This is a genomic window from Vibrio sp. TMPB1044 (genome assembly GCF_030442075.1).
GTDB lineage: Bacteria > Pseudomonadota > Gammaproteobacteria > Enterobacterales > Vibrionaceae > Vibrio > Vibrio satsumensis.
In genome coordinates, this window is the sequence record NZ_JAUJED010000009.1 from 131,886 (window position 1) to 152,035 (window position 20,150).

Genomic DNA, 20,150 nt, shown 5'->3' on the forward strand with positions numbered 1-20,150 from the left:
TCCTTTAGTGGCCGTATGTACGAGGCTTGGTGTAGTAGTCAATCAGTGGTACACACATATTGGCTAACAATACAGCAAACGCAACGCCATCAGGGAAGCCACCCCAACTGCGGATAATAAACACTAACGCGCCAATTAACGCACCAAACACCAAGCGACCTTTAACTGTCGTTGAAGCCGAAACTGGGTCGGTTGCAATAAAGAATGCACCAAGCATAGTCGCACCAGACAGAAGGTGAATGGTTGGAGAAGCGGTTTCACCAGGAGTGAGCACTAAGAACACTAAGCTAAACAGAGTCAGACTGCCGATGAAAGCCACTGGGATATACCACTGAATAACACGCTGCTTAATCAGCACCAAGCCGCCGATTAAGTAAGCAAGGTTCACCCATTCCCAGCCTACGCCAGCTAACCAACTGAATTGCGGTTGAGATAGTGCTTCCGAAGCAGTGTTGCCTGCCGTTAATGCCGTTTTGAATGCATCAAGTGGCGTCGCCATTGTGGTGCCATCAATACCAAGGCGTGCTTGTTGCAGAGATAAACCTTCGTTATTGAAGCCTGTGAATATCATCAAGAATGAGTCAATAAAACTTGTCGCTTCTGCTGTTAAGCTCGTGGGTGCATTCCAACTCGTCATCTGAACTGGGAATGAAATCAGCAAAACAACGTAAGCCACCATCGCAGGGTTAAATGGGTTCTGTCCTAGTCCGCCGTATAAGTGTTTCGCGATAATAATCGCGAAGAACATACCTATCACTAGAATCCACCACGGTGAGTGCGGAGGAATAGCGACACTGAGTAGCCAAGCGGTCACAACCGCACTGTAATCACGCAGCGCCATCACTGGCGGACGTTTTCTCAACAGCATTACGGCTGCTTCAAAGGTAACAGCAAGTGCGATAGCAAATACTAACTGGATGAGCGTACCCCATCCAAAGAAGTAGGTTTGAGCTAGTAGACCTGGCAATGCACAAATAGCCACCCATTTCATGAGATCTGGGGTGCTTCTACGATTGTGTGCGTGCGGTGAGCTGGCGATAAAGAAGGCCACTACTCTTTCTCCTCATTGTTCTTTTTATCTTGCTCTTGCTGCGCTTTTCTTGCTTTAGCACGAGCAATTGCGGCAGCAACGGCTGCTTTCTTAGGATCGACGGGTTCTGATTGAGCCTCAGATTCAACCACAGTCTCTTTTTCAACTAAAGGTTCAGCTACAGGTTCGAGAGCGATTTCTTCAGCTTCGACCGGCTTAGCTTGCTGTGCTTTCTTCGCTTTAGCGCGTGCGATAGCGGCAGCAACGGCGTCTTTCTTGGCATCACCAGTACTTTCAGCTGGAGCACCAGAAGCTGATTCTGCTTGTTGTGCTTTCTTCGCTTTAGCACGCGCAATAGCGGCAGCAACGGCGTCTTTCTTAGCATCGCCAGTACTTGCAACTGGAGCTTCAGAAGCTGCTCCCGCTTGCTGTGCTTTTTTCGCTTTAGCGCGAGCTATTGCGGTAGCAACGGCATCTTTCTTGGCATCACCAGTACTTTCAGTTGGAGCGTCAGAAGCTGATTCTACTTGCTGAGCCTTCTTGGCTTTAGCACGGGCAATAGCGGCAGCAACGGCATCTTTCTTAGCATCGCCAGAGCTTTCAGCTGGAGTGTCAGCAGCTGCTTGTTGCGCCTTGCGTTCTCGAGCTTGACGCTTACGCTCTTCACGTAGCTTCGACATTTCAGAGTTGTCTGGTTCAGCACTGTCTGCTTTCTGAGCCGCAGCTTGTTTCGCTTTTGCCTTAGCAATTGCAGCGGCTACCGCAGGTTTGACTGTTGGCTCTTCACTTGGAGCCTGCTCAGCTGCGGCTTTTTGTGCTTTAACACGTGCAATCGCAGCAGCAATTGCATCGTCACCGTCTGCCGCTTTCATGTCTTTGCGACGGTTATCCGCGGCTTTCTTGAAGCGGTTTTCACGTTCTGCTTTGTCACGCTCCATACGAGCGTTTTTCTCTTCGAAACGAACCTTGGCACGCTCTGCGGCCGTTGCTTCGTCTTTTCTTGTTTTGATTTCGGCTTTCGCTTGGCGATAGTACTGAACAAGAGGAATTTCACTTGGGCAAACAAACGCACAAGCACCACATTCAATACAGTCTTTAATATTTAGCTCTTCGCACTTGTCCAGCTCATTGGCTTTCGCGTGCCATTGCAGCTGTTGAGGCAGCAGAGAGGCAGGGCAAGCTTCAGCACACGCGCTGCAACGAATACATTCCATCTCGTAAGTGCTTGGTGAGATCTCACGACGCGTTGGCGCTAAAATACAGTTCGACGTTTTAGTGATTGGCACATTGGCGTGTGGCAAGGTAAAGCCCATCATAGGGCCGCCCAAAATCAAACGCGGCAGTTTTTTATCGGCTTTGTAGCCAAACTCTTCAAGTAACTCGAGTACAGGTGTACCTAATAGTGCCCAAACGTTACGAGGTTGCTTAAAGGTTTTACCGGTTAATGTCACAACGCGGTTAACCACAGGTTCGCCGTCAATTACCGCTCGCTTAATCGAGTAAAGAGAGCCGACGTTCTGAACTAAAACACCAATGTCTGCAGGGATGCCGCCAGCCGGAACCTCTTTATTAGTAAGGATCTTGATCAGCTGTTTCTCACCACCAGAAGGGTATTTAGTTGGGATAACACGAATGACGATATCTTTGTCTTTCGCCGCAATCTCAAGTGCTTTTATTGCAGCTGGCTTGTTGTCTTCAATGCCGATAACAGTCAGCTTTGGTTGAAGGATGTGTTCAACCACTTCGATGCCTTTTAGTACTTCTTCGGCATGCTCTTGAAGCAACTTGTCATCGGAGGTGATGTAAGGCTCACACTCCGCAGCGTTGACGATCAAAATATCAGTGCGGCCTAAGCCTGATTGAAGCTTTTTGGCGGTAGGGAAGCCTGCACCACCCATGCCTGAGATACCAGCTTGGCGAATTACATCAAGCAGTTCATCGGATGTCTTTGTAGAAAAATCTTCAACTGGGTGTTTTGCAACCCAAGCGTCTAGGCCATCAGGTTTAATAACCACGCACATATCGCTCAAGCCTGAAGGGTGAGCGGTAGTTCGTGGTTCGATAGCGGTAATCACACCCGATGTTGGTGCATGTACCGGCAAAGTAAAACCAGTCTTTAAGGCCGTCAGTTGTTGGCCTTTTAGTACAGTGTCACCAACAGCAACCAACAAGTTACCAGGCTTACCGATGTGCTGTTTTACCGGAAGAACGATTTCTTCAGGAAGCCTTGCATGCACGATATCAGTAGTATTCGACTGTTTCTTGTTTTCAGCAGGGTGCACACCGCCCGGGAAGTTCCAAATAGAGCCCGCGCGAATTTGTTCAATTAAAGAGATCATACTAACCCTACGCCTTAGGCTCTGACGCGGTCGCATCAGTCGCTTGGTTAGTGATATCAGTAACAGGAATGATGTTCATCTGCCATTTCCAATTTTCAGTCGTTGTTGCCACTGGAATCATTTCGATACAGTCAGTAGGGCATGGTGCAACACATAGGTCACAGCCTGTACATTCATCTTTGATGACGGTGTGCAGCGCCTTGGTGCCACCAACAATGGCGTCAACAGGGCAGGCTTGAATACACTTGGTACAGCCGATACACATATCTTCGTGAATGAAGGCAACGGTTTTTACTTTGTTATCTAAGTCATGAGCGGAGTCTTCAACTTCTACGCCCATTAAATCTGCTAACTTCTCAATGGTTGCTTGGCCGCCCGGAGGACATTTGTTGATCTTGTCTCCGTTAGCGATCGCCTCTGCGTATGGGCGACAACCAGGGTAGCCACACTGGCCACATTGAGTTTGCGGTAAAATGGTGTCGATTTGATCAACGATAGGATCGGCTTCTACTTTAAAGCGGATAGAAGCAAAGCCCAAAATAGCGCCAAAAACAGCGGCTAAAACGGCTAGCGCAATGATCGCAATTAAAATGGTACTCATGCTTATTTCACCAACCCAGTAAAGCCCATAAATGCCAGAGACATTAGGCCTGCTGTGATCATCGCAATCGATGCGCCTTTGAAGGGCATTGGAACATCAGCAACCGCAATACGCTCACGCATCGCAGCAAATAGGATCAATACAAGAGAGAAACCAACCGCTGCGCCGAAACCATAGATGATCGACTGAATGAAGTTGTGGTTTTCATTAATGTTCAGAAGTGCCACTCCTAATACCGCACAGTTAGTGGTGATAAGAGGGAGAAAGATACCCAATAGGCGATATAGCGTTGGGCTGGTTTTGTGGACGACCATTTCCGTAAATTGAACAACCACCGCGATAACCAAGATAAAGCTCATGGTACGCAGATATTCAATACCCAGAGGGGTAAGGATGTAGGTTTCTACTAGGTATGCAGATACTGACGCTAACGTCAAAACGAAAGTCGTCGCGAGGCCCATGCCAATCGCAGTCTCCAGTTTCTTGGAGACTCCCATGAAAGGACATAGCCCTAAAAACTTCACTAGCACAAAGTTATTGACCAGCACTGTGCCAACCAACAACAAAAGGTATTCGGTCATAATGGATTAATTCTTGAGATTCCGATCCCGATATTATCCTGCTTTGCTCACCTAATAACAACCAGTGAACGGTGTGGTTTTGTATGTCTGATGGAAATTTATACGCTTAATAAGAGGATAGCAGATCTCATTGCAACAAATCAGTTGTTCTAAAGCGTAAGAATGATACACATATTATGGACGTGTTTGGGCTCTTATACGTGGTTTTCTTAAGCATAGAATTGACGATTTTAACGAGGGTACTGTCAAACTTTTCTTGTAACAGGCCTAGGAGGCGTCCTCTTGTTGAGCAATTGTACGTATCAGTTTTAGAAAACCGTTTCATCATTGAGGATTGAGGGGGGAAAGAGCAAAATCATTTACCCAAAATGAGTCTGACATAAGCAAAAACTTAATCCGCGGAGATTAGTTTGTTGTAAATGAAGTTTTGAGCGAACGTGTAGCTAGAGGTTTTTTTTGTAAGAACAAAAAAAGACTTACATTTCCTGTAATTGTAAGTCAATTTTTGAGTTAAATTGTAATATTCTTTAATAATTGAGTGAAATCCACTCTCTTTTTTTTATGAAATAGTTATCAAGTTTGAAATATATGTATTTTAGTTTTTTTTGTTTCATGGCGACGCTTTTTTTATATATAGTTGCGTTTACAAAAAAGTTACTTATTTTGCCTTTTTAAATAACCATTTAATTAATCCCGTTAACGTTCGGTTAGTGGTAAATGGTTGAATGAATCAAGTGACAGATAAAAATTATTTTAAATAAACCCAATATTTATCCATGAAAATTATATTTGTATAAATATTATGGTTATTCATTTTTTAAGGCTAATTTATGTACAAAGTAAATAATTGGTTAATTCACTTAGACCACCCGTTAGTGACTGATTTACTCAAAAATGAAGAAAAGCGCATCGGCTATCACGATCATCTTGTGATTCTAATGTTGTGTGAAAACGCTGGAAAAATTAATACTAAAGAAGATTTGTTGAAAAGAGCTTGGCCAGGAAAACATGTCTCTGAAGGCTCACTGACACAATCGATCAGCGCGATACGCACTTTGCTTGAGGATAATGGTAAGCAACAAAAGTATCTAAAAACGGTCGCCAAGGTTGGTTATAAACTAGAAAGTGAGGCAGTATCGTGGCTAGAAGACGATGATGATAAATCAGATAACCAAGAGAACTTATTCGCTGGGGAACCAAGCGGTAAGACTGAGAGCTTTGAAGAGAGTTCCGAAAAAAAAACACGATTCACATTCGGACGTAATCAAATCTATATTGTTCTAGGCTGCGTATTCATAGCGATTGCGGCACTGTTTCCATTAGTGTTCACTGCAAAAGCCCCTAAGTTAACGAGCTGGCTTCCACTGACTAAAATGTTTTCTAGCGAAGCTTTAACTGTCTATTGTGATAATGAAGAAGAGGCCAACTTGGTTGCAAAAGGCGTTAAGCTTTTGGTTTCTCAAGAAGCTAAACAAGGTAGGTTAAGCCGATTGATCCTTGCTCATTCTCAAGAAAGCTTATCTATTGTAATACTCAAGCCATTGGCACCGCCTGTCAATTTAGTGGTTTTGTTTGAATCTCCTCAATCAACGGATGATCTGGTTGGTATGGTTAAAGCGGAGCTTAGTCGCTATGTTCACTAAAAATAAAAGCGTTTATTTTCTTCTGTTTTGTCTTTGTCTAATGCTGGTTTCCATTGCATATAGTCTACGTTCGAAAAATAATGTTTTGGTCAACTCTACGACCCTATATATGACAATAGATGGTGACTATATGGCCACGGAGCACATGGACGTCGTGATCAGTGATGAAAATTTTGAGGCGGTTACGGTTATAAAAGAAGCAGGACTCAATAACACCTTAGATATTTACACAAAAGGAAAATTCATTCGCAAGAGTAATGGGCTATTTAATGTAAGCTTGCGTGAAGAACGCGTTGAGCATGGAGACATTGATTTTGAACATGATGACGACATGCTCGTTTATGATAAATATATTGAAGCGCGAAAAAAGCTATCGTTTTTTAAATCGGTTCAAGTTGTTGAAGAGTTGCCGAACCAATATATGCTTATCATTTCAAATAGTCCGGTAAAGAAAATGGTTGCTGTAAAGATTGAGCCTTTACCAATTGAAGACTTTTATGATGACTATTAATATTTTAACTATGGTTTGATATTTTTTTTAGGTCTATTTCATTATTATCAATTGTATCATTATGGGAGGATGCACCTCAGTTTAATAGGAGATGCACTAACCATGACTAAATATCTAATATCAGTCTTGCTCATACTGATCACTCTTACTTTGCGAGCTGAGGAGATCAGCTCACCCCCCAAGATAATGAATTATAACGTTTATATGCTGGATCATCGTCTCGGAATTTTCGTTGGTGGGACTAATCCAAATAAACGAGCACAGTTGTTGGCGAACTCTTCGGTTTTTGATGATACCGACGTGGTTATATTTAACGAAGTGTTCGACAACCAAGCAAGCCAAATACTTATCGATACACTAGCTCAGAAGTTTGGATATCTAACTCCTGTTTTGGGCCGTACAAAAAATGGCTGGGATCACACTGAAGGTTGGCGATCGACATCTCTTGATGATGGCGGCGTGATTGTATTTAGTAAATATCCAATTGAGTACAAGTCACAAGTGATCTTCAGAGATGGGTGCGGTGCAGACTGGGCATCTCAAAAAGGTTTTATACACACTGTCATTAATAAAGGTGGAGAGAGGTACAATATTATCGGCACCCACGTTCAAGCTGATGATGACACCTGCAACACTCCTCCTTCTGTGGTTAGACAAGACCAGTTTGCACAAATAGAGAACTATATTTTCGGGTCAAACCGCTCAGCTGACGAAATGTTTTTTATTGCTGGTGATTTAAATGTAGCAAAAGACTCACAAGAGTTTTCTTCAATGCTCGAGACCTTAAATGTATCAGAGCCAACCAATTACGCTGGTGCGCCATACTCATGGGACCCTGCAGTAAATGGTTTAGCACACGCAAACTATTCTGATCTAAAAGGGCAATTACTTGACTATGTTCTGGTCGAGCGTAGTCACAAGCAACCCAAGAACTGGCACAACCAAGTGTTAGATATAGTATCGGATAGAGTTGTTCTACCTGGCACACAGGAGCCGTATTACTTTTATGAGTATTCAGACCATTTCCCTGTCGCTGCGTTTGAGTATGCAGATGAAAGCACGCCAATTCATAGCGTGCGTCCAATCAATAAGCCATATAACTCAATCAGGCTAAAGCATCGATCGACTGGTGAATATGTTTACGCGGATCCAAATGTGCCTAATGGCTGGCTTACCTACGGTCGCGATGGAGAGCAATCCAACGCTAAGTTTAAGTTAGACAACTGGCATCCATATAATGGTACTTGTATTCACGACCATGACTATGTACAGATCTCAAGAAAAGATGATTATAAAGATTACTACTGGACCTATAGTAGTAATACGTATTACACCGAAGATCACGACTCTTCTGACTTCATGAAGATAAGCCGCCTAACAGAATCCGAAAGCTGCATCCAGAATGGTGATGTCGTATATATTTATGATCATGCGCATCATTTGTGGACATCAGCGGACAAATATCTTGAGCCTATAAATACGTACATCAAAGCGACTAAGGAGCTGCCAGTTAGCGAAAATGGGCTGTTCATTATTGAGATGGATAACTTTGAATTCTCTGACTGGGAATCGAATATAACTCATAAATGAACATATTCTAAATATTGATTTTTCTTGAAATTACTTGATTTTCAGTACTATTTGACTTGTTTGGTTTATTGTAAATAGTCAAACATTAGAGTGTGTTCAGCGATGGTGGAGGGTAGTGCGGTTAGTCGGCTCTGCTCTTCTGCTGCCACTATCGTTAAAATAAAAGCCACATTAATGTGGCTTTTTACAATATAAAAACAATGTACTTAATTATCGATTGGTCAGTTAATGATTGATTGAATTTTCGAGAATCATAGTGTGTTGAAAATTGGTTTTCATAAAGACTTGAATTATAGAAACTAGTTGGAAAGGTTTTGGCTTTAGTAAGATATTTAATTATGAACTTTGATGGATACTTTGAAAAAATACAAATTCAAATAGAGAAGATCGATTCGCTAGAAGACCTACTAGTATGGCGAAAGAGAATTAACATAGGACACTCCGGTCTTTCATTTCGGACAGAACAAGGTCGGCTTATTTCCCATTGCTATCGAAGGTTTAAGGACAAAGAATATGGAATTACTGATTTTAACTCTTCCTGTGAGATATAAAGTATTCAATAAAAAATTAATTATTACTCAGGAATATTCAACAATAAAATAGATTTTTTTATCACAATTTAATTGTGAATATATTCTTTTGACTCGCTAATTTTAAAAGGCATCGATATTGGTGCAAATGTAGTTAAAAGGAACGAGTGATGAAATTAAAACGCTTCAGTTTAAGCTTGATAACAGTCTCTATGTTATCTGGCTATGCTAATGCATCTCCTATCCCTGGGATTGATGATGCCTACTTCACAGGGGCTGATGAGTATGTTGCGTACGATGATCCGGCAACAGCCTGTGATATCTTTAATGCCAAAGTAGAATACATTAATAATCATCTAGATCAGCAGGGTTTACCTGGAAAAATTGCGAACCTCTGTCAGCATGCAAGAATAGAAGATGGCCAAATTGAAGAGCAATTTATTATCACTTCTCAGAATGGTGCTTATAGCTATGGTAAGGAGAAGTACAAAATTCATGAACAGGTTGATGTCGCACGTACCATCGATTTGTTGATGTTTTCTCAGTCAAATAAGACTAACTATATTATGGCGGTTGACGGCAGTATGAATGTAACGCGTCAAACCCTTGCCGACGGAGGCTATTTTTTCGAGTGGGAAGATGAGAAAGTTGCTCCGCACTTTTATTACCAAGAAGGATACTTAGGTCAGATCTTCCATGGAAATTCTCAATTTAATTTCATGTCAGGTGAAAATGTCTACAATTGGGCTCACAAGAAAGCCGTTAATGAGGCGCCCAATAATGCGGAAGAGCAATCAAGGCTGACTTGGAAATACTTGTCTGAAGAATGTGAAAACGATAAAAACAACGATTATTGTCTCCCTCAAAGCCGATATGGAAATCTGTTTGTGAACCAGCAAAGCTTTCCAAGTTCGAGTAATGTGAACAAAGAGATTTCGTTAGCTGAAAGTACGTCTTATAGCTTTGATATTACTGGCTCTTTTGAAGCGAGCAAATCAGATGGTCCGTCTGCTGGTCTCGGAGTGGGTTTTGGTTTTAGCCAAACCAAAGAATCGAGTCAGACACACAGTATGTTGAATTACACCTCGGTTGATGAAGGCAATGATATCGGCCACTCGGTTGTCCAGACTATTAATACAAAAGCTGTGGGAGAAGCTGGGTATTACAGAGATGCTCCATCTGCAGAATTTTGGCATGTAAAGAATGCTGCTGAAATTTGGGGTGAAGACCTGTACCGAGTTTACGATCTAAAGAGCTATGAGACGTGGCAAGAAAACTACACTGCTGATTGGAATACTTGTCGTGATCAAAAACTGGTATTCGGTAATGCGGTGACGGTTTCGCGCGCCTATCTCAATATGTATGGCAGTAGTTGGTCAATTAATGAGAATGAGTCAACTTTATACCAAAGAGATTCTAACTACGGCATTACGATCGATACCGATTGCACTATTGACGATAAAGGTCAAACGTTCCGCATCATGAAAGAAACAATTCTTTAGTTATTAGAGGGTAAAGAGAATGAATTTTGTTAAAAGTACTATTTTTGCTAGTACACTGCTATTGTCTTTGGCTTCTAATGCTGCGAGCCTATCTACCATTGGAACGCAAGATAATGGTGTGTTCAATGAGATGCAGCAAATCCAACTGAAGTCTGCTGGAGAGCGAAGCTCTGGGAAGTCTGCGGATATCTTTTTTATTAATAGTAATGATGTTCAAGTTGAAGATCTGACTAAAGAGCTACTGAAAGATTTTAACTCTATCGTGATCGTTGGCGACTCATTTAAAAATAAAGAGTTGATGATCGAGTTAGTTGGGTTTGGTATCGAGAGAGAAGTAGTGGCTATAACCAATATCCACGACTCATCGAAGCGTCAAATCAATACCTACAGCAAAGGCGACAAAGCTGGCAATGATAAGGTAGCTGCAGTGCTGATGGACACTATCGCTCGTCACCTGTAATGCAATATAAATGGATTTTACGGGATAACCCATTACTTCTCGGGTAGTTTGTAGTCTCAAAAGTTAAGTGAGCCACGGATTCGTTCGTGGCTTTTTTGATCGCCCTAGAACACAGAGCTTAGTGCAGGCCAATGCTTCGGCTGAGACATAGGTTTGGTACAAACCAGTCGCTTCAAAACGCAAAAAGCCGCATCAAGTGATGCGGCTTCTTAAAATTTGGCCCCCTTGTCGAGACTTGACCCGGGCGGGTGGGACGGTCCGACGATTCGGGTGTGACATTAACTTGGAACAAGTTAGTCGCAGTTACATACGAAAAAAGCCCAATCTTTCGATTGGGCTTTTTTCTGAATTTGGCTCCCCTTGCAAGACTTGAACTTGCGACATACGGATTAACAGTCCGCCGTTCTACCAACTGAACTAAAGGGGAATTGCTTGTTAGCGACGCGAATTCTAATAAGAGACCTATTTTCTGTCAACAAAAAATAGCAGAAAAAAATAAGATAAAAAACTTTACTTTCTTGGACGCCTTATCGGATTTAGCTTTGCTTTAGTTATCCACCAAAATTGTGGATAAGTGTGTGTGCGAAACTTTAACAACAATAATTGAGGTAAATCTGAAAATGCAAAAATTATAGCTAACGTGATGTATTTAAAAGAATAGTACCAAAATATCACGGTTGTATAACTTTTGTAGATTATAAAGCGAACAGTAAAACAAGAGGTATTTTTAGATTTTTTGGGGAAAAGTAGTGGATTAAAATTCGAGTAATTTAGCTGAGGAAACTTTGCAGGGGCACGGATAATACCAAGTTCTAAAAATAAAAGCTATCACTGATATTCAATCTTAAGGCGCATTTCTCTAGATAATAGTTGCAACGAGATGGCTCATAGAGTGACAATGACCTGATTAAAAACACAGTATGGAAATGGCAACCTATGAGCAAACTCTTTGATTTGGTATCGGACTACAGCCCGTCCGGTGACCAGCCGACAGCGATAACCAGATTACTAGATGGATTAGATTCTGGTTTGGCACATCAAACTCTATTAGGGGTAACGGGCTCAGGTAAAACCTTTACTCTCGCTAATGTCATTTCCCAATCGCAAAGACCTGCCATTCTGTTAGCGCCGAACAAGACGTTGGCTGCTCAGCTTTATGGCGAGATGAAATCTTTTTTTCCAAATAATGCCGTCGAGTACTTCGTTTCTTACTACGATTACTACCAACCAGAAGCTTACGTTCCGACCACAGACACATTCATCGAGAAAGATGCGTCTGTGAACGCTCATATTGAACAGATGAGGCTTTCGGCAACCAAGGCCTTACTAGAACGAAAAGATGCCATCATTGTGGCTTCGGTATCTGCTATCTACGGTCTTGGTGATCCTAAATCTTATTTGAAGATGATGCTTCATTTAAGCCGTGGCGAGGTGATGGATCAGCGAGACATCTTACGCCGCTTGGCTGAGCTACAATATTCGAGAAATGACGTCGCGTTTGAACGTGGTCAGTTTCGTGTTCGTGGTGAAGTGATTGATATTTTTCCTGCTGAATCTGACCAAGATGCAGTTCGAATTGAAATGTTCGATGACGAAGTAGATTGCATCAGTATTTTTGATCCCTTGACTGGTGCGGTGAAGCAAAGAGACTTGCCGCGCTTTACCGTTTATCCGAAAACTCACTATGTAACGCCAAGAGAGAAAATCCTTGAGGCGATTGAGAATATCAAGGATGAACTGCGCGATCGTGCTCAATACTTAAAAGACAACAACAAGCTTTTGGAAGAGCAACGTATTTCTCAGAGAACTCAGTTTGATATCGAGATGATGACGGAGCTTGGTTTCTGCTCTGGTATCGAAAACTATTCACGATATTTGAGTGGCCGTGCGGAAGGTGAAGCGCCTCCGACATTATTTGATTACTTACCTGATGATGGTCTGCTGATTATCGATGAGTCACACGTGACTGTGCCGCAAATAGGCGCTATGTATAAAGGTGACCGCTCTCGTAAAGAAACCTTGGTCGAATTTGGCTTTAGACTGCCTTCAGCGTTAGATAACCGCCCAATGAAGTTTGAAGAGTTCGAGTCTATAGCTCCACAAACGATTTTTGTGTCGGCAACGCCGGGTAATTACGAGATTGAAAAATCAGATGGCGAGATTGCTGATCAAGTCGTTCGTCCTACTGGCCTGTTAGACCCGATCATTGAAGTAAGACCCGTCGCGACTCAGGTTGATGACTTGCTGTCTGAGATCAGAATCCGTTCGGTGAAAGAAGAACGCGTGTTGGTCACAACATTGACTAAGAGAATGGCGGAAGACTTAACCGAATATCTAAGTGAGCACGGCGTTAAAGTGCGTTACTTGCACTCGGATATTGATACCGTTGAGCGTGTCGAGATCATTCGAGACCTACGTTTGGGCGAGTTCGACGTGTTAGTGGGCATTAACTTACTTCGCGAAGGCTTGGATATGCCGGAAGTGTCGCTGGTGGCGATTCTTGATGCAGACAAAGAGGGCTTCTTGCGTTCTGAGCGCTCTCTGATCCAAACCATTGGTCGTGCCGCGCGTAACCTTGAAGGTAAGGCGATCTTATATGGTGACTCGATTACTAAGTCGATGAGAAAAGCGATTGATGAAACAGATCGTCGTCGTGAGAAACAGCAGGCCTACAACCAAGAGCAAGGCATCACGCCGCAAGCGCTGAAACGTAATATCAAAGACATTATGGAGCTGGGTGATATCACCAAGTCGAAACAGCAGCGTCAATCTAAGCAAGTCCCACTATCTAAAGTGGCTGAGTCTTCAGAAAGTTATGCCGTGCTTACGCCGCAACAGCTTGATAAAGAGATCAGTAAGCTAGAAGCAGCGATGTATCTGCATGCTCAGAACCTGGAATTTGAATTAGCGGCACAGAAACGTGATGAAATTGAGCAGCTAAGAAAGCAATTTATTACTAATAGCTAATCTCGTGTTTTACTCAAGAAGTTGATCCCCTCAAGACAAAAACTGAGAGTGTTTCAGACAAAAAAACAGCCAGTAGTAAATGTTCTACTGGCTTACGTTTGTGAACACTCGGTTCACTAACAACGTCAGTTGGCTAGGTGACCCGAAGGTCATTTACACTACTGCATCGTTCGTGCCATATAGATAAAACATTGATTGTTTGAAGTAAGTAAAAAAACACACTACAAATATTGTGGCTAATTTGCATAATGCAAAGCGGAATGCGACTATAATAAGAAATGCAAATTATAAATGGCTAGGATATGCAATCAAAAACGCTAGATAACAAATCGAAGTATTTGTTGATGGTAGAGGATACCGCTTCGGTAGCAGCTTTATATCGCTCGTATCTTACACCGCTCGAAATTGATATCAACATTGTCGGCACTGGCCGCGATGCAATCGAGAGTTTGAATCATCGAATCCCAGACCTTATTTTATTAGATCTACGTCTGCCTGATATGACGGGTATGGACGTGCTATTTGCTGTAAAACAAAAGTATCCTGAAGTTCCGGTTATCTTCATGACGGCTCATGGCTCTATCGATACTGCCGTAGAAGCGATGCGTCATGGTTCTCAAGATTTCCTTATCAAACCGTGTGAAGCAGACCGACTCCGTATTACGGTGAACAATGCGATCCGCAAAGCTACCAAGCTTAAAAACAGCTCGGAACACCCGGGAAACCAAAATTACCAAGGCTTCATCGGCAGCAGCCAGACCATGCAGCAGGTTTATCGAACTATCGATTCTGCTGCATCAAGTAAGGCGAGTATTTTCATTACGGGTGAAAGTGGTACGGGTAAAGAGGTATGTGCAGAAGCTATTCACGCTGCGAGTAAGCGTGGAGATAAGCCGTTTATCGCGATTAACTGTGCCGCTATCCCTAAAGATCTGATTGAAAGTGAGCTGTTTGGCCATGTGAAAGGTGCCTTTACGGGCGCGGCAACTGATCGCCAAGGGGCTGCTGAGCTTGCTGATGGCGGAACACTGTTTCTCGATGAACTGTGTGAAATGGACCTTGAACTGCAAACTAAGCTGCTGCGTTTTATCCAAACTGGTACTTTCCAAAAAGTAGGCTCTTCGAAGATGAAGAGTGTGGACGTTCGTTTTGTTTGTGCGACCAACCGTGACCCTTGGAAAGAAGTACAAGAAGGTCGCTTTAGAGAAGATTTATACTATCGTTTATACGTGATTCCACTGCACTTGCCGCCATTGCGCGAGCGTGGTGAAGATGTTATCGAGATTGCTTACTCGTTACTAGGCTATATGTCGGTTGAGGAGGGGAAGGCGTTTGTTCGTTTTGCTCAGGAAGTTCTTGATCGCTTTAATCAATATGAGTGGCCTGGGAATGTGCGTCAACTACAAAACGTATTACGGAACGTGGTGGTATTGAATAATGGCAAAGAGATTACTCTTAGCATGCTTCCGCCACCATTGAACCAGCCGATTGAGAACAGTCTGCGCTTGAAAGAGAAGCAGAACGAAGACATCACGGTAAAAGATATTTTCCCATTGTGGATCACTGAGAAGACGGCTATCGAACAGGCCATTAAAGCGTGTGACGGTAACATTCCACGAGCAGCAGGTTTCTTAGATGTGAGTCCTTCGACCATATACCGCAAGTTACAAACGTGGAATGCGAAGCAGTAATCACCAAACAATAAGAAAATCATAATGACGAAAGTATTAAATCAGCAAAAAGTTGATGAGCTTGCCGGCGAAATAGGGCAAGAGAATGTTCCTGTTTTACTGGAGATCTTTTTAGGTGAGTTGAAAGGCTACTACGAACACCTAGAGATAAATAAGGAGTCGGATACTTCTAAGTACTTGGCTGATATCAGTCATGCACTTAAGAGCAGCGCCGCGAGTTTTGGCGCGGACTCTTTGTGTAGTTTTGCGATTTGCTTGGATACGAAAGTGAAGCAAGCGCTGCCTGTCACTGAGGTTGACTTTCAAGATATGCAGAAACTGCTGTTATCCACCTACCAAGAATACCAGCAGTTGATGGCAGATATCTAAAGCGGTAGGGTATTACATATATTAAAAAAGGAGCATGAGGCTCCTTTTTGTGTTTGTTGGGGGGTGGCAATCAGATTCAGCTAATCAAGTTAAACCAACTGCTCCCTAATCGCTTGTTGGAGTTTTACGCGGTCGTGTCGCCAATCTCGATTTGGTGAGGCAAGATCAGTGGTCACGCAATTCCATAACCCTTCAAGTTCAGGGTGTGGCACATTGCCTAACACAATGTCTATCTTTCTTGCCTTACAGGTCCGTTCGCACCATTCCAATTGTTCCTGAAGTGTCATCTTGCCTGCTGGACCATGTTCTGGCGAAAGGTTTTCCACGAAAATAACCTTGGCGTTCCTGTTTTCAGCAATTGCTTTGCCGATCTCTGGTAATAAGAGCGGAGGCATAACACTGGTTAGAAAGCTTCCAGGCCCAAGAACGATACAGTCTGCTTGTTCAACGGCTGTTACTGCTTCTCTAGTTGCGGGCACCTCCGGCGATAAGTCCATCATGCGCAGCTTTTCTGTCATGTCATCAACGTTGGTCTCTCCAGTGACCCAACGGCCGTCCATTGAAAGAGCGGTCAGGTCTGAAGGGTGCTCGGTCATCGGCACGATATTAACGTCGACCTTAAGCATATTTCGAATTAGGTTAATTGCTTCCAATGGACGAACCGAGAGGTTGTCTAACGCAGTGAGCATCAGGTTACCTAGGTTATGACCATCGAGTTCGCCTTGGCCGCGAAAGCGGTATTCAAACATCATCGAACTGATTGAAGGTTCAGTGATCAATTGGTTGATACAGTTGCGTGTATCTCCCCAAGCGATACCACCTTGGCAGTCTCGAATTCGTCCGGTTGAACCGCCATTATCCGTTGTTGCAACAATGCCGGTTGCGTTGTTACCAAAGTCTTTTAATGCAGCAAGCATACGACCTAAGCCATGGCCTCCACCGATTGCTACGACTTTCTTTGAAGAGTAAATATTCATTTTTTGTTCTTGTTAGATTATTACCAACTATAATTTAGGTTAAATGCTTCTCGCTATATACTCAACAAGAGTTATTTTGAGCGTTTGATACGTTTTTTTTGCCGATGTGACCCGTTTTTTACCATCAGAGCTAGATTCACGTACAAATATTAAGTATTTTATTACTCAGCTACTGCACGTGTGAATATAACGTGCGGTTGCCATAACTCCGAGCTCTCGCATGCTAAGTCGCACAGTGGTATTTGCTGTACCGATACGCATCAAGAGCCAGTGACATGTTGTCACAAGGGCTTAATTGGAAATGATTATGCCTCCCGTGTTTGGAAAGGTGTTCCGTGGCGCAACAATTCGAAGATAGATTCCATCGCAAGTTTTATTACTTGCGCTTGTCGGTTACAGACGTCTGTAACTTTAAATGTACTTACTGCTTGCCGGATGGTTATAAACCGTCAGGGCAAAAAAACTCGTCTTTTTTAAGTGTTCCAGAGATCAAACGCGTTGTAAAAGCGTTTGCAGATTGTGGTACCTCAAAGATCCGCATTACAGGCGGAGAGCCGAGTCTGCGTAAAGACTTTCCTGAAATCATACATACCGTTGCTTCTACTCCAGGCATCGAAAAAGTAGCCACGACAACGAACGGCTATCGCATGGAGAAACAAGTAGGGCAGTGGCGTGATGCTGGTTTAACCCATATAAACGTCAGCGTGGATAGCTTAGATTCACGTATGTTCCATCAGATCACTGGTGAGAATAAGTTTACCGAGGTTATGCGAGGTATTGATAAAGCGTTTGAGGTTGGCTATGAACAAGTCAAAGTCAACGTTGTATTGATGAAAGACCTCAACAGTCAGGAATTACCAGCCTTCCTTAATTGGATCAAAGACAAACCTATTCAATTACGTTTTATCGAGCTGATGAAAACCGGCGAGATGGACGAGTTGTTTGATAAACACCATGTATCGGGCGTTGCGATTCGCAATCAGCTTATTGCTAACGGTTGGCTACTAAAAGTCAAAGCCGCTAATGATGGCCCTGCACAAGTGTTTGTCCACCCAGACTACAAGGGTGAAATTGGTTTGATCATGCCTTACGAGAAAGACTTTTGTGAGAGTTGTAACCGCCTGCGCGTGTCTGCGACAGGTAAACTTCACCTATGTCTGTTTGGCGACCACGGTGTTGAACTGAGAGATCTGATTCAAGAAGATCAACAAGAGCAAGAGCTCATTGATCGAATTCAGGCTCAGCTTCAAACCAAGTCCGTTAGCCACTTCTTACATGATGGCAACAGCGGCATGACTCCAAACTTGGCGTCAATCGGCGGTTAACCCGCTATACACTCTAAAGCATTTTATCGCTCAGCTTCATTAGGCTGGGCGAATCAGTCTAATAATTGAAAAATTTATATAGGTGAACAAATGGGTCACGCAGAAAGCAAATTCCAAGCAGCAAACATCGCAGTACTAACGGTTTCAGATACGCGTACAGAAGAAAATGACACGTCAGGTGGTTACCTAGCTGAACATGCTAAAGAAGCGGGTCACAACGTTGTTGATAAGCAAATCGTTATCGACGACATGTACAAGATCCGTGCGATCGTATCTAAGTGGATCGCTGATGAAAGTGTACAAGCGATCATGATCACTGGCGGTACGGGCTTCACTTCTCGTGACAGCACGCCTGAAGCGCTTAAGCCACTATTCGACAAAGAAGTAGAAGGCTTTGGTGAGCTATTCCGTCAAGTATCTTACGAAGAGATCGGTACATCGACCATTCAATCTCGTGCGATTGCGGGCTTTGCTAACCACACAGTAATCTTTGCGATGCCAGGCTCTACAGGTGCTTGCCGCACGGGTTGGACTAAGATCATCAAGCAACAGATGGATGCTAGCCACCGTCCTTGCAACTTCATGCCACATCTTTCTGTATAAGGCGGTTTGAGCATGAGCCAATTTACACACATTAACGCGTCTGGTGAAGCAAACATGGTCGATGTATCGGCTAAAGCTGAGACAGTACGTGAAGCGAGAGCGGAAGCTTTCGTAAAAATGTCTGCTGAAACACTAGAGCTGATTGTTTCTGGTAGCCACCATAAAGGTGATGTTTTCGCAACGGCACGTATTGCTGGTATTCAAGCGGCTAAAAAGACGTGGGATCTGATTCCACTGTGTCACCCTCTACTATTAACCAAAGTAGAAGTGCAGCTTGAAGCTATCGAGTCTGAAAACAAGGTTCGCATCGAATCTGTTTGTAAGCTTGCTGGTAAGACTGGCGTAGAAATGGAAGCGCTAACGGCTGCTTCTGTTGCTGCGTTAACGATTTACGATATGTGTAAAGCTGTTCAGAAAGACATTGTTATCGAGAATGTACGCCTGTTAGAGAAGACGGGTGGTAAATCTGGTCACTTTAAGGTGGAATCATGATTACAGTTCTTTTCTTTGCTCAAACTCGTGAACTTGTTGGTGTGGACAGCGTTGAAGTTGATGCACAGTTCAAGACGATTGAAGCGATTCGCAGCCACCTTGTAGCACAAGAAGGCAAATGGGATATCGCTTTGGAAGAGGGCAAGCTTCTAGCTGCGCTTAACCAATCAATCGTACCTTTGACGACTGAAGTGAAAGACGGCGACGAAGTGGCTTTCTTCCCACCTGTCACTGGAGGCTAAGCATGGATACAAGAGTATTAGTGACAGCAGAGGATTTCTCTGTAGGCGACGAATACGGCTACTTGGCTCAAGGTACAGCTGCCGGAGCGATTGTGACGTTCGTAGGTAAAGTTCGCGACATGAACCTCGGCGATAACGTGATTGGTTTGTCTCTTGAGCACTACCCGGGTATGACAGAAAAGTCGTTGAGCGAGATCTGTGATCAAGCTGAGGCGCGCTGGCCAATTCAAAAGATGCGAGTTATCCATCGTGTTGGTGACCTAGATATCGGTGACCAGATTGTTTACGTTGGTGTATCCAGTGCACACCGCGGTGCGGCCTTTGAAGCCTGTGAGTTTGTGATGGACTTCCTGAAAACCAAAGCGCCGTTTTGGAAGAAGGAACGTACCACCGAAGCAACTCGTTGGGTTGACTCTCGAGATTCAGATGCGAAAGCTGCAGAGCGTTGGGGAAAATAACCACCCAAGGTTACTCAGCTTCAAGACGAATATTAAAAGCCGACTATTAAAGTCGGTTTTTTTGTGCGTGCTACAAAGCTATTTATAAATAAGTGGTGTATTAATAAATGGTTAATCATTCAAGTTGCATATAAATTCGGTGCGTGATTTTGTCTGTCTTGGTGCATTTCTAAATCTGTTTTGGTGCAGTGCATTATGCTGTTTTGTATAAAGTGATAATCCTCACAAATAGTGGAGTC

18 protein-coding genes, 1 tRNA gene and 1 riboswitch are annotated in these 20,150 nt (G+C 43.3%); of the genes, 13 read left to right on the forward strand and 6 right to left on the reverse strand.

Going from position 1 to position 20,150, the window contains the following annotated elements:
• Positions 1–4: 4 nt before the first annotated feature.
• The 4 genes from rsxD to rsxA are packed head-to-tail and all read right to left on the reverse strand — an operon-like array spanning position 5 to position 4,551.
• Positions 5–1,051 carry an electron transport complex subunit RsxD gene (rsxD, locus tag QQ041_RS04395; protein WP_285953196.1) on the reverse strand — a complete coding sequence of 349 codons (1,047 nt, stop codon included), beginning with the start codon at positions 1,049–1,051 and terminating at the stop codon, positions 5–7.
• Positions 1,051–3,369: an electron transport complex subunit RsxC gene (gene rsxC, locus QQ041_RS04400; protein WP_285953197.1), complete on the reverse strand. Its 2,319-nt coding sequence runs from the start codon at positions 3,367–3,369 to the stop codon at positions 1,051–1,053. The genes rsxD and rsxC overlap by 1 nt, the downstream gene beginning before the upstream one ends.
• A 7-nt stretch (positions 3,370–3,376) precedes the next feature.
• Entirely contained in the window at positions 3,377–3,970 is a 594-nt protein-coding gene (gene rsxB / locus QQ041_RS04405; RefSeq protein ID WP_004734040.1) for an electron transport complex subunit RsxB, read from the reverse strand.
• A gap of 2 nt (positions 3,971–3,972) precedes the next feature.
• Positions 3,973–4,551 (reverse strand): electron transport complex subunit RsxA, encoded by a 579-nt coding sequence (rsxA, locus tag QQ041_RS04410; RefSeq protein ID WP_004734039.1) that lies wholly within the window; start codon positions 4,549–4,551, stop codon positions 3,973–3,975.
• An 830-nt stretch (positions 4,552–5,381) separates the two neighbouring features.
• On the opposite strand from rsxA, the gene QQ041_RS04415 reads away from it, so the two are divergent.
• The 5 genes from QQ041_RS04415 to QQ041_RS04435 all read left to right on the forward strand — a co-directional run bounded on the left by QQ041_RS04415 (position 5,382) and on the right by QQ041_RS04435 (position 10,787).
• Positions 5,382–6,194: a winged helix-turn-helix domain-containing protein gene (locus QQ041_RS04415; protein WP_146492248.1), complete on the forward strand. Its 813-nt coding sequence runs from the start codon at positions 5,382–5,384 to the stop codon at positions 6,192–6,194.
• Positions 6,195–6,339: 145 nt separating this feature from the next.
• Complete coding sequence (locus QQ041_RS04420; RefSeq protein ID WP_285953198.1) at positions 6,340–6,705, forward strand: hypothetical protein; 366 nt, start codon at positions 6,340–6,342, stop codon at positions 6,703–6,705.
• Between the two features lie 186 nt (positions 6,706–6,891).
• Complete coding sequence (sph, locus tag QQ041_RS04425) at positions 6,892–8,295, forward strand: sphingomyelin phosphodiesterase (RefSeq protein ID WP_285953275.1); 1,404 nt, start codon at positions 6,892–6,894, stop codon at positions 8,293–8,295.
• A 700-nt stretch (positions 8,296–8,995) separates the two neighbouring features.
• On the forward strand, positions 8,996–10,327 hold the full coding sequence (locus QQ041_RS04430; RefSeq protein ID WP_146492246.1) for an excinuclease ABC subunit B: 1,332 nt from the start codon (positions 8,996–8,998) through the stop codon (positions 10,325–10,327).
• 19 nt (positions 10,328–10,346) lie between these two features.
• Entirely contained in the window at positions 10,347–10,787 is a 441-nt protein-coding gene (locus QQ041_RS04435) for a hypothetical protein (protein WP_146492245.1), read from the forward strand.
• A 351-nt stretch (positions 10,788–11,138) separates the two neighbouring features.
• On the opposite strand, the gene QQ041_RS04440 is transcribed toward QQ041_RS04435, so the two are convergent.
• Positions 11,139–11,214 (reverse strand) — tRNA-Asn (locus QQ041_RS04440).
• Positions 11,215–11,723: 509 nt separating this feature from the next.
• Between QQ041_RS04440 and uvrB the strand changes: the two genes are divergently transcribed.
• The 3 genes from uvrB to luxU all read left to right on the forward strand — a co-directional run bounded on the left by uvrB (position 11,724) and on the right by luxU (position 15,814).
• The gene (gene uvrB / locus QQ041_RS04445; protein ID WP_285953199.1) at positions 11,724–13,754 is read left to right on the forward strand and encodes an excinuclease ABC subunit UvrB; all 2,031 of its coding nucleotides are present in this window, start codon (positions 11,724–11,726) and stop codon (positions 13,752–13,754) included.
• Between the two features lie 302 nt (positions 13,755–14,056).
• Positions 14,057–15,445, forward strand: coding sequence for a quorum-sensing sigma-54 dependent transcriptional regulator LuxO (gene luxO, locus QQ041_RS04450; RefSeq protein ID WP_146492243.1), 1,389 nt, complete (start codon positions 14,057–14,059; stop codon positions 15,443–15,445).
• A 24-nt stretch (positions 15,446–15,469) separates the two neighbouring features.
• Entirely contained in the window at positions 15,470–15,814 is a 345-nt protein-coding gene (luxU, locus tag QQ041_RS04455) for a quorum-sensing phosphorelay protein LuxU (protein ID WP_146492242.1), read from the forward strand.
• Between the two features lie 89 nt (positions 15,815–15,903).
• On the opposite strand, the gene QQ041_RS04460 is transcribed toward luxU, so the two are convergent.
• Positions 15,904–16,791: a YvcK family protein gene (locus tag QQ041_RS04460; RefSeq protein WP_146492241.1), complete on the reverse strand. Its 888-nt coding sequence runs from the start codon at positions 16,789–16,791 to the stop codon at positions 15,904–15,906.
• Positions 16,792–16,985: 194 nt separating this feature from the next.
• Positions 16,986–17,138: riboswitch (molybdenum cofactor riboswitch) on the forward strand.
• On the opposite strand from QQ041_RS04460, the gene moaA reads away from it, so the two are divergent.
• From moaA to moaE, 5 genes are all read left to right on the forward strand, one after another.
• Positions 17,127–18,116: a GTP 3',8-cyclase MoaA gene (moaA, locus tag QQ041_RS04465; protein WP_102339796.1), complete on the forward strand. Its 990-nt coding sequence runs from the start codon at positions 17,127–17,129 to the stop codon at positions 18,114–18,116. It overlaps the preceding riboswitch by 12 nt.
• Before the next feature lie 90 nt (positions 18,117–18,206).
• On the forward strand, positions 18,207–18,719 hold the full coding sequence (gene moaB, locus QQ041_RS04470) for a molybdenum cofactor biosynthesis protein B (protein WP_004734027.1): 513 nt from the start codon (positions 18,207–18,209) through the stop codon (positions 18,717–18,719).
• 12 nt (positions 18,720–18,731) lie between these two features.
• Positions 18,732–19,211 (forward strand): cyclic pyranopterin monophosphate synthase MoaC, encoded by a 480-nt coding sequence (gene moaC / locus QQ041_RS04475; RefSeq protein ID WP_017093480.1) that lies wholly within the window; start codon positions 18,732–18,734, stop codon positions 19,209–19,211.
• A complete protein-coding gene (gene moaD / locus QQ041_RS04480) occupies positions 19,208–19,453 on the forward strand; it encodes a molybdopterin synthase sulfur carrier subunit (protein WP_017632501.1) in 246 nt (81 codons plus the stop codon). The genes moaC and moaD overlap by 4 nt, the downstream gene beginning before the upstream one ends.
• A gap of 2 nt (positions 19,454–19,455) precedes the next feature.
• On the forward strand, positions 19,456–19,911 hold the full coding sequence (gene moaE / locus QQ041_RS04485) for a molybdopterin synthase catalytic subunit MoaE (protein ID WP_285953200.1): 456 nt from the start codon (positions 19,456–19,458) through the stop codon (positions 19,909–19,911).
• The last annotated feature ends 239 nt before the right edge of the window (positions 19,912–20,150 follow it).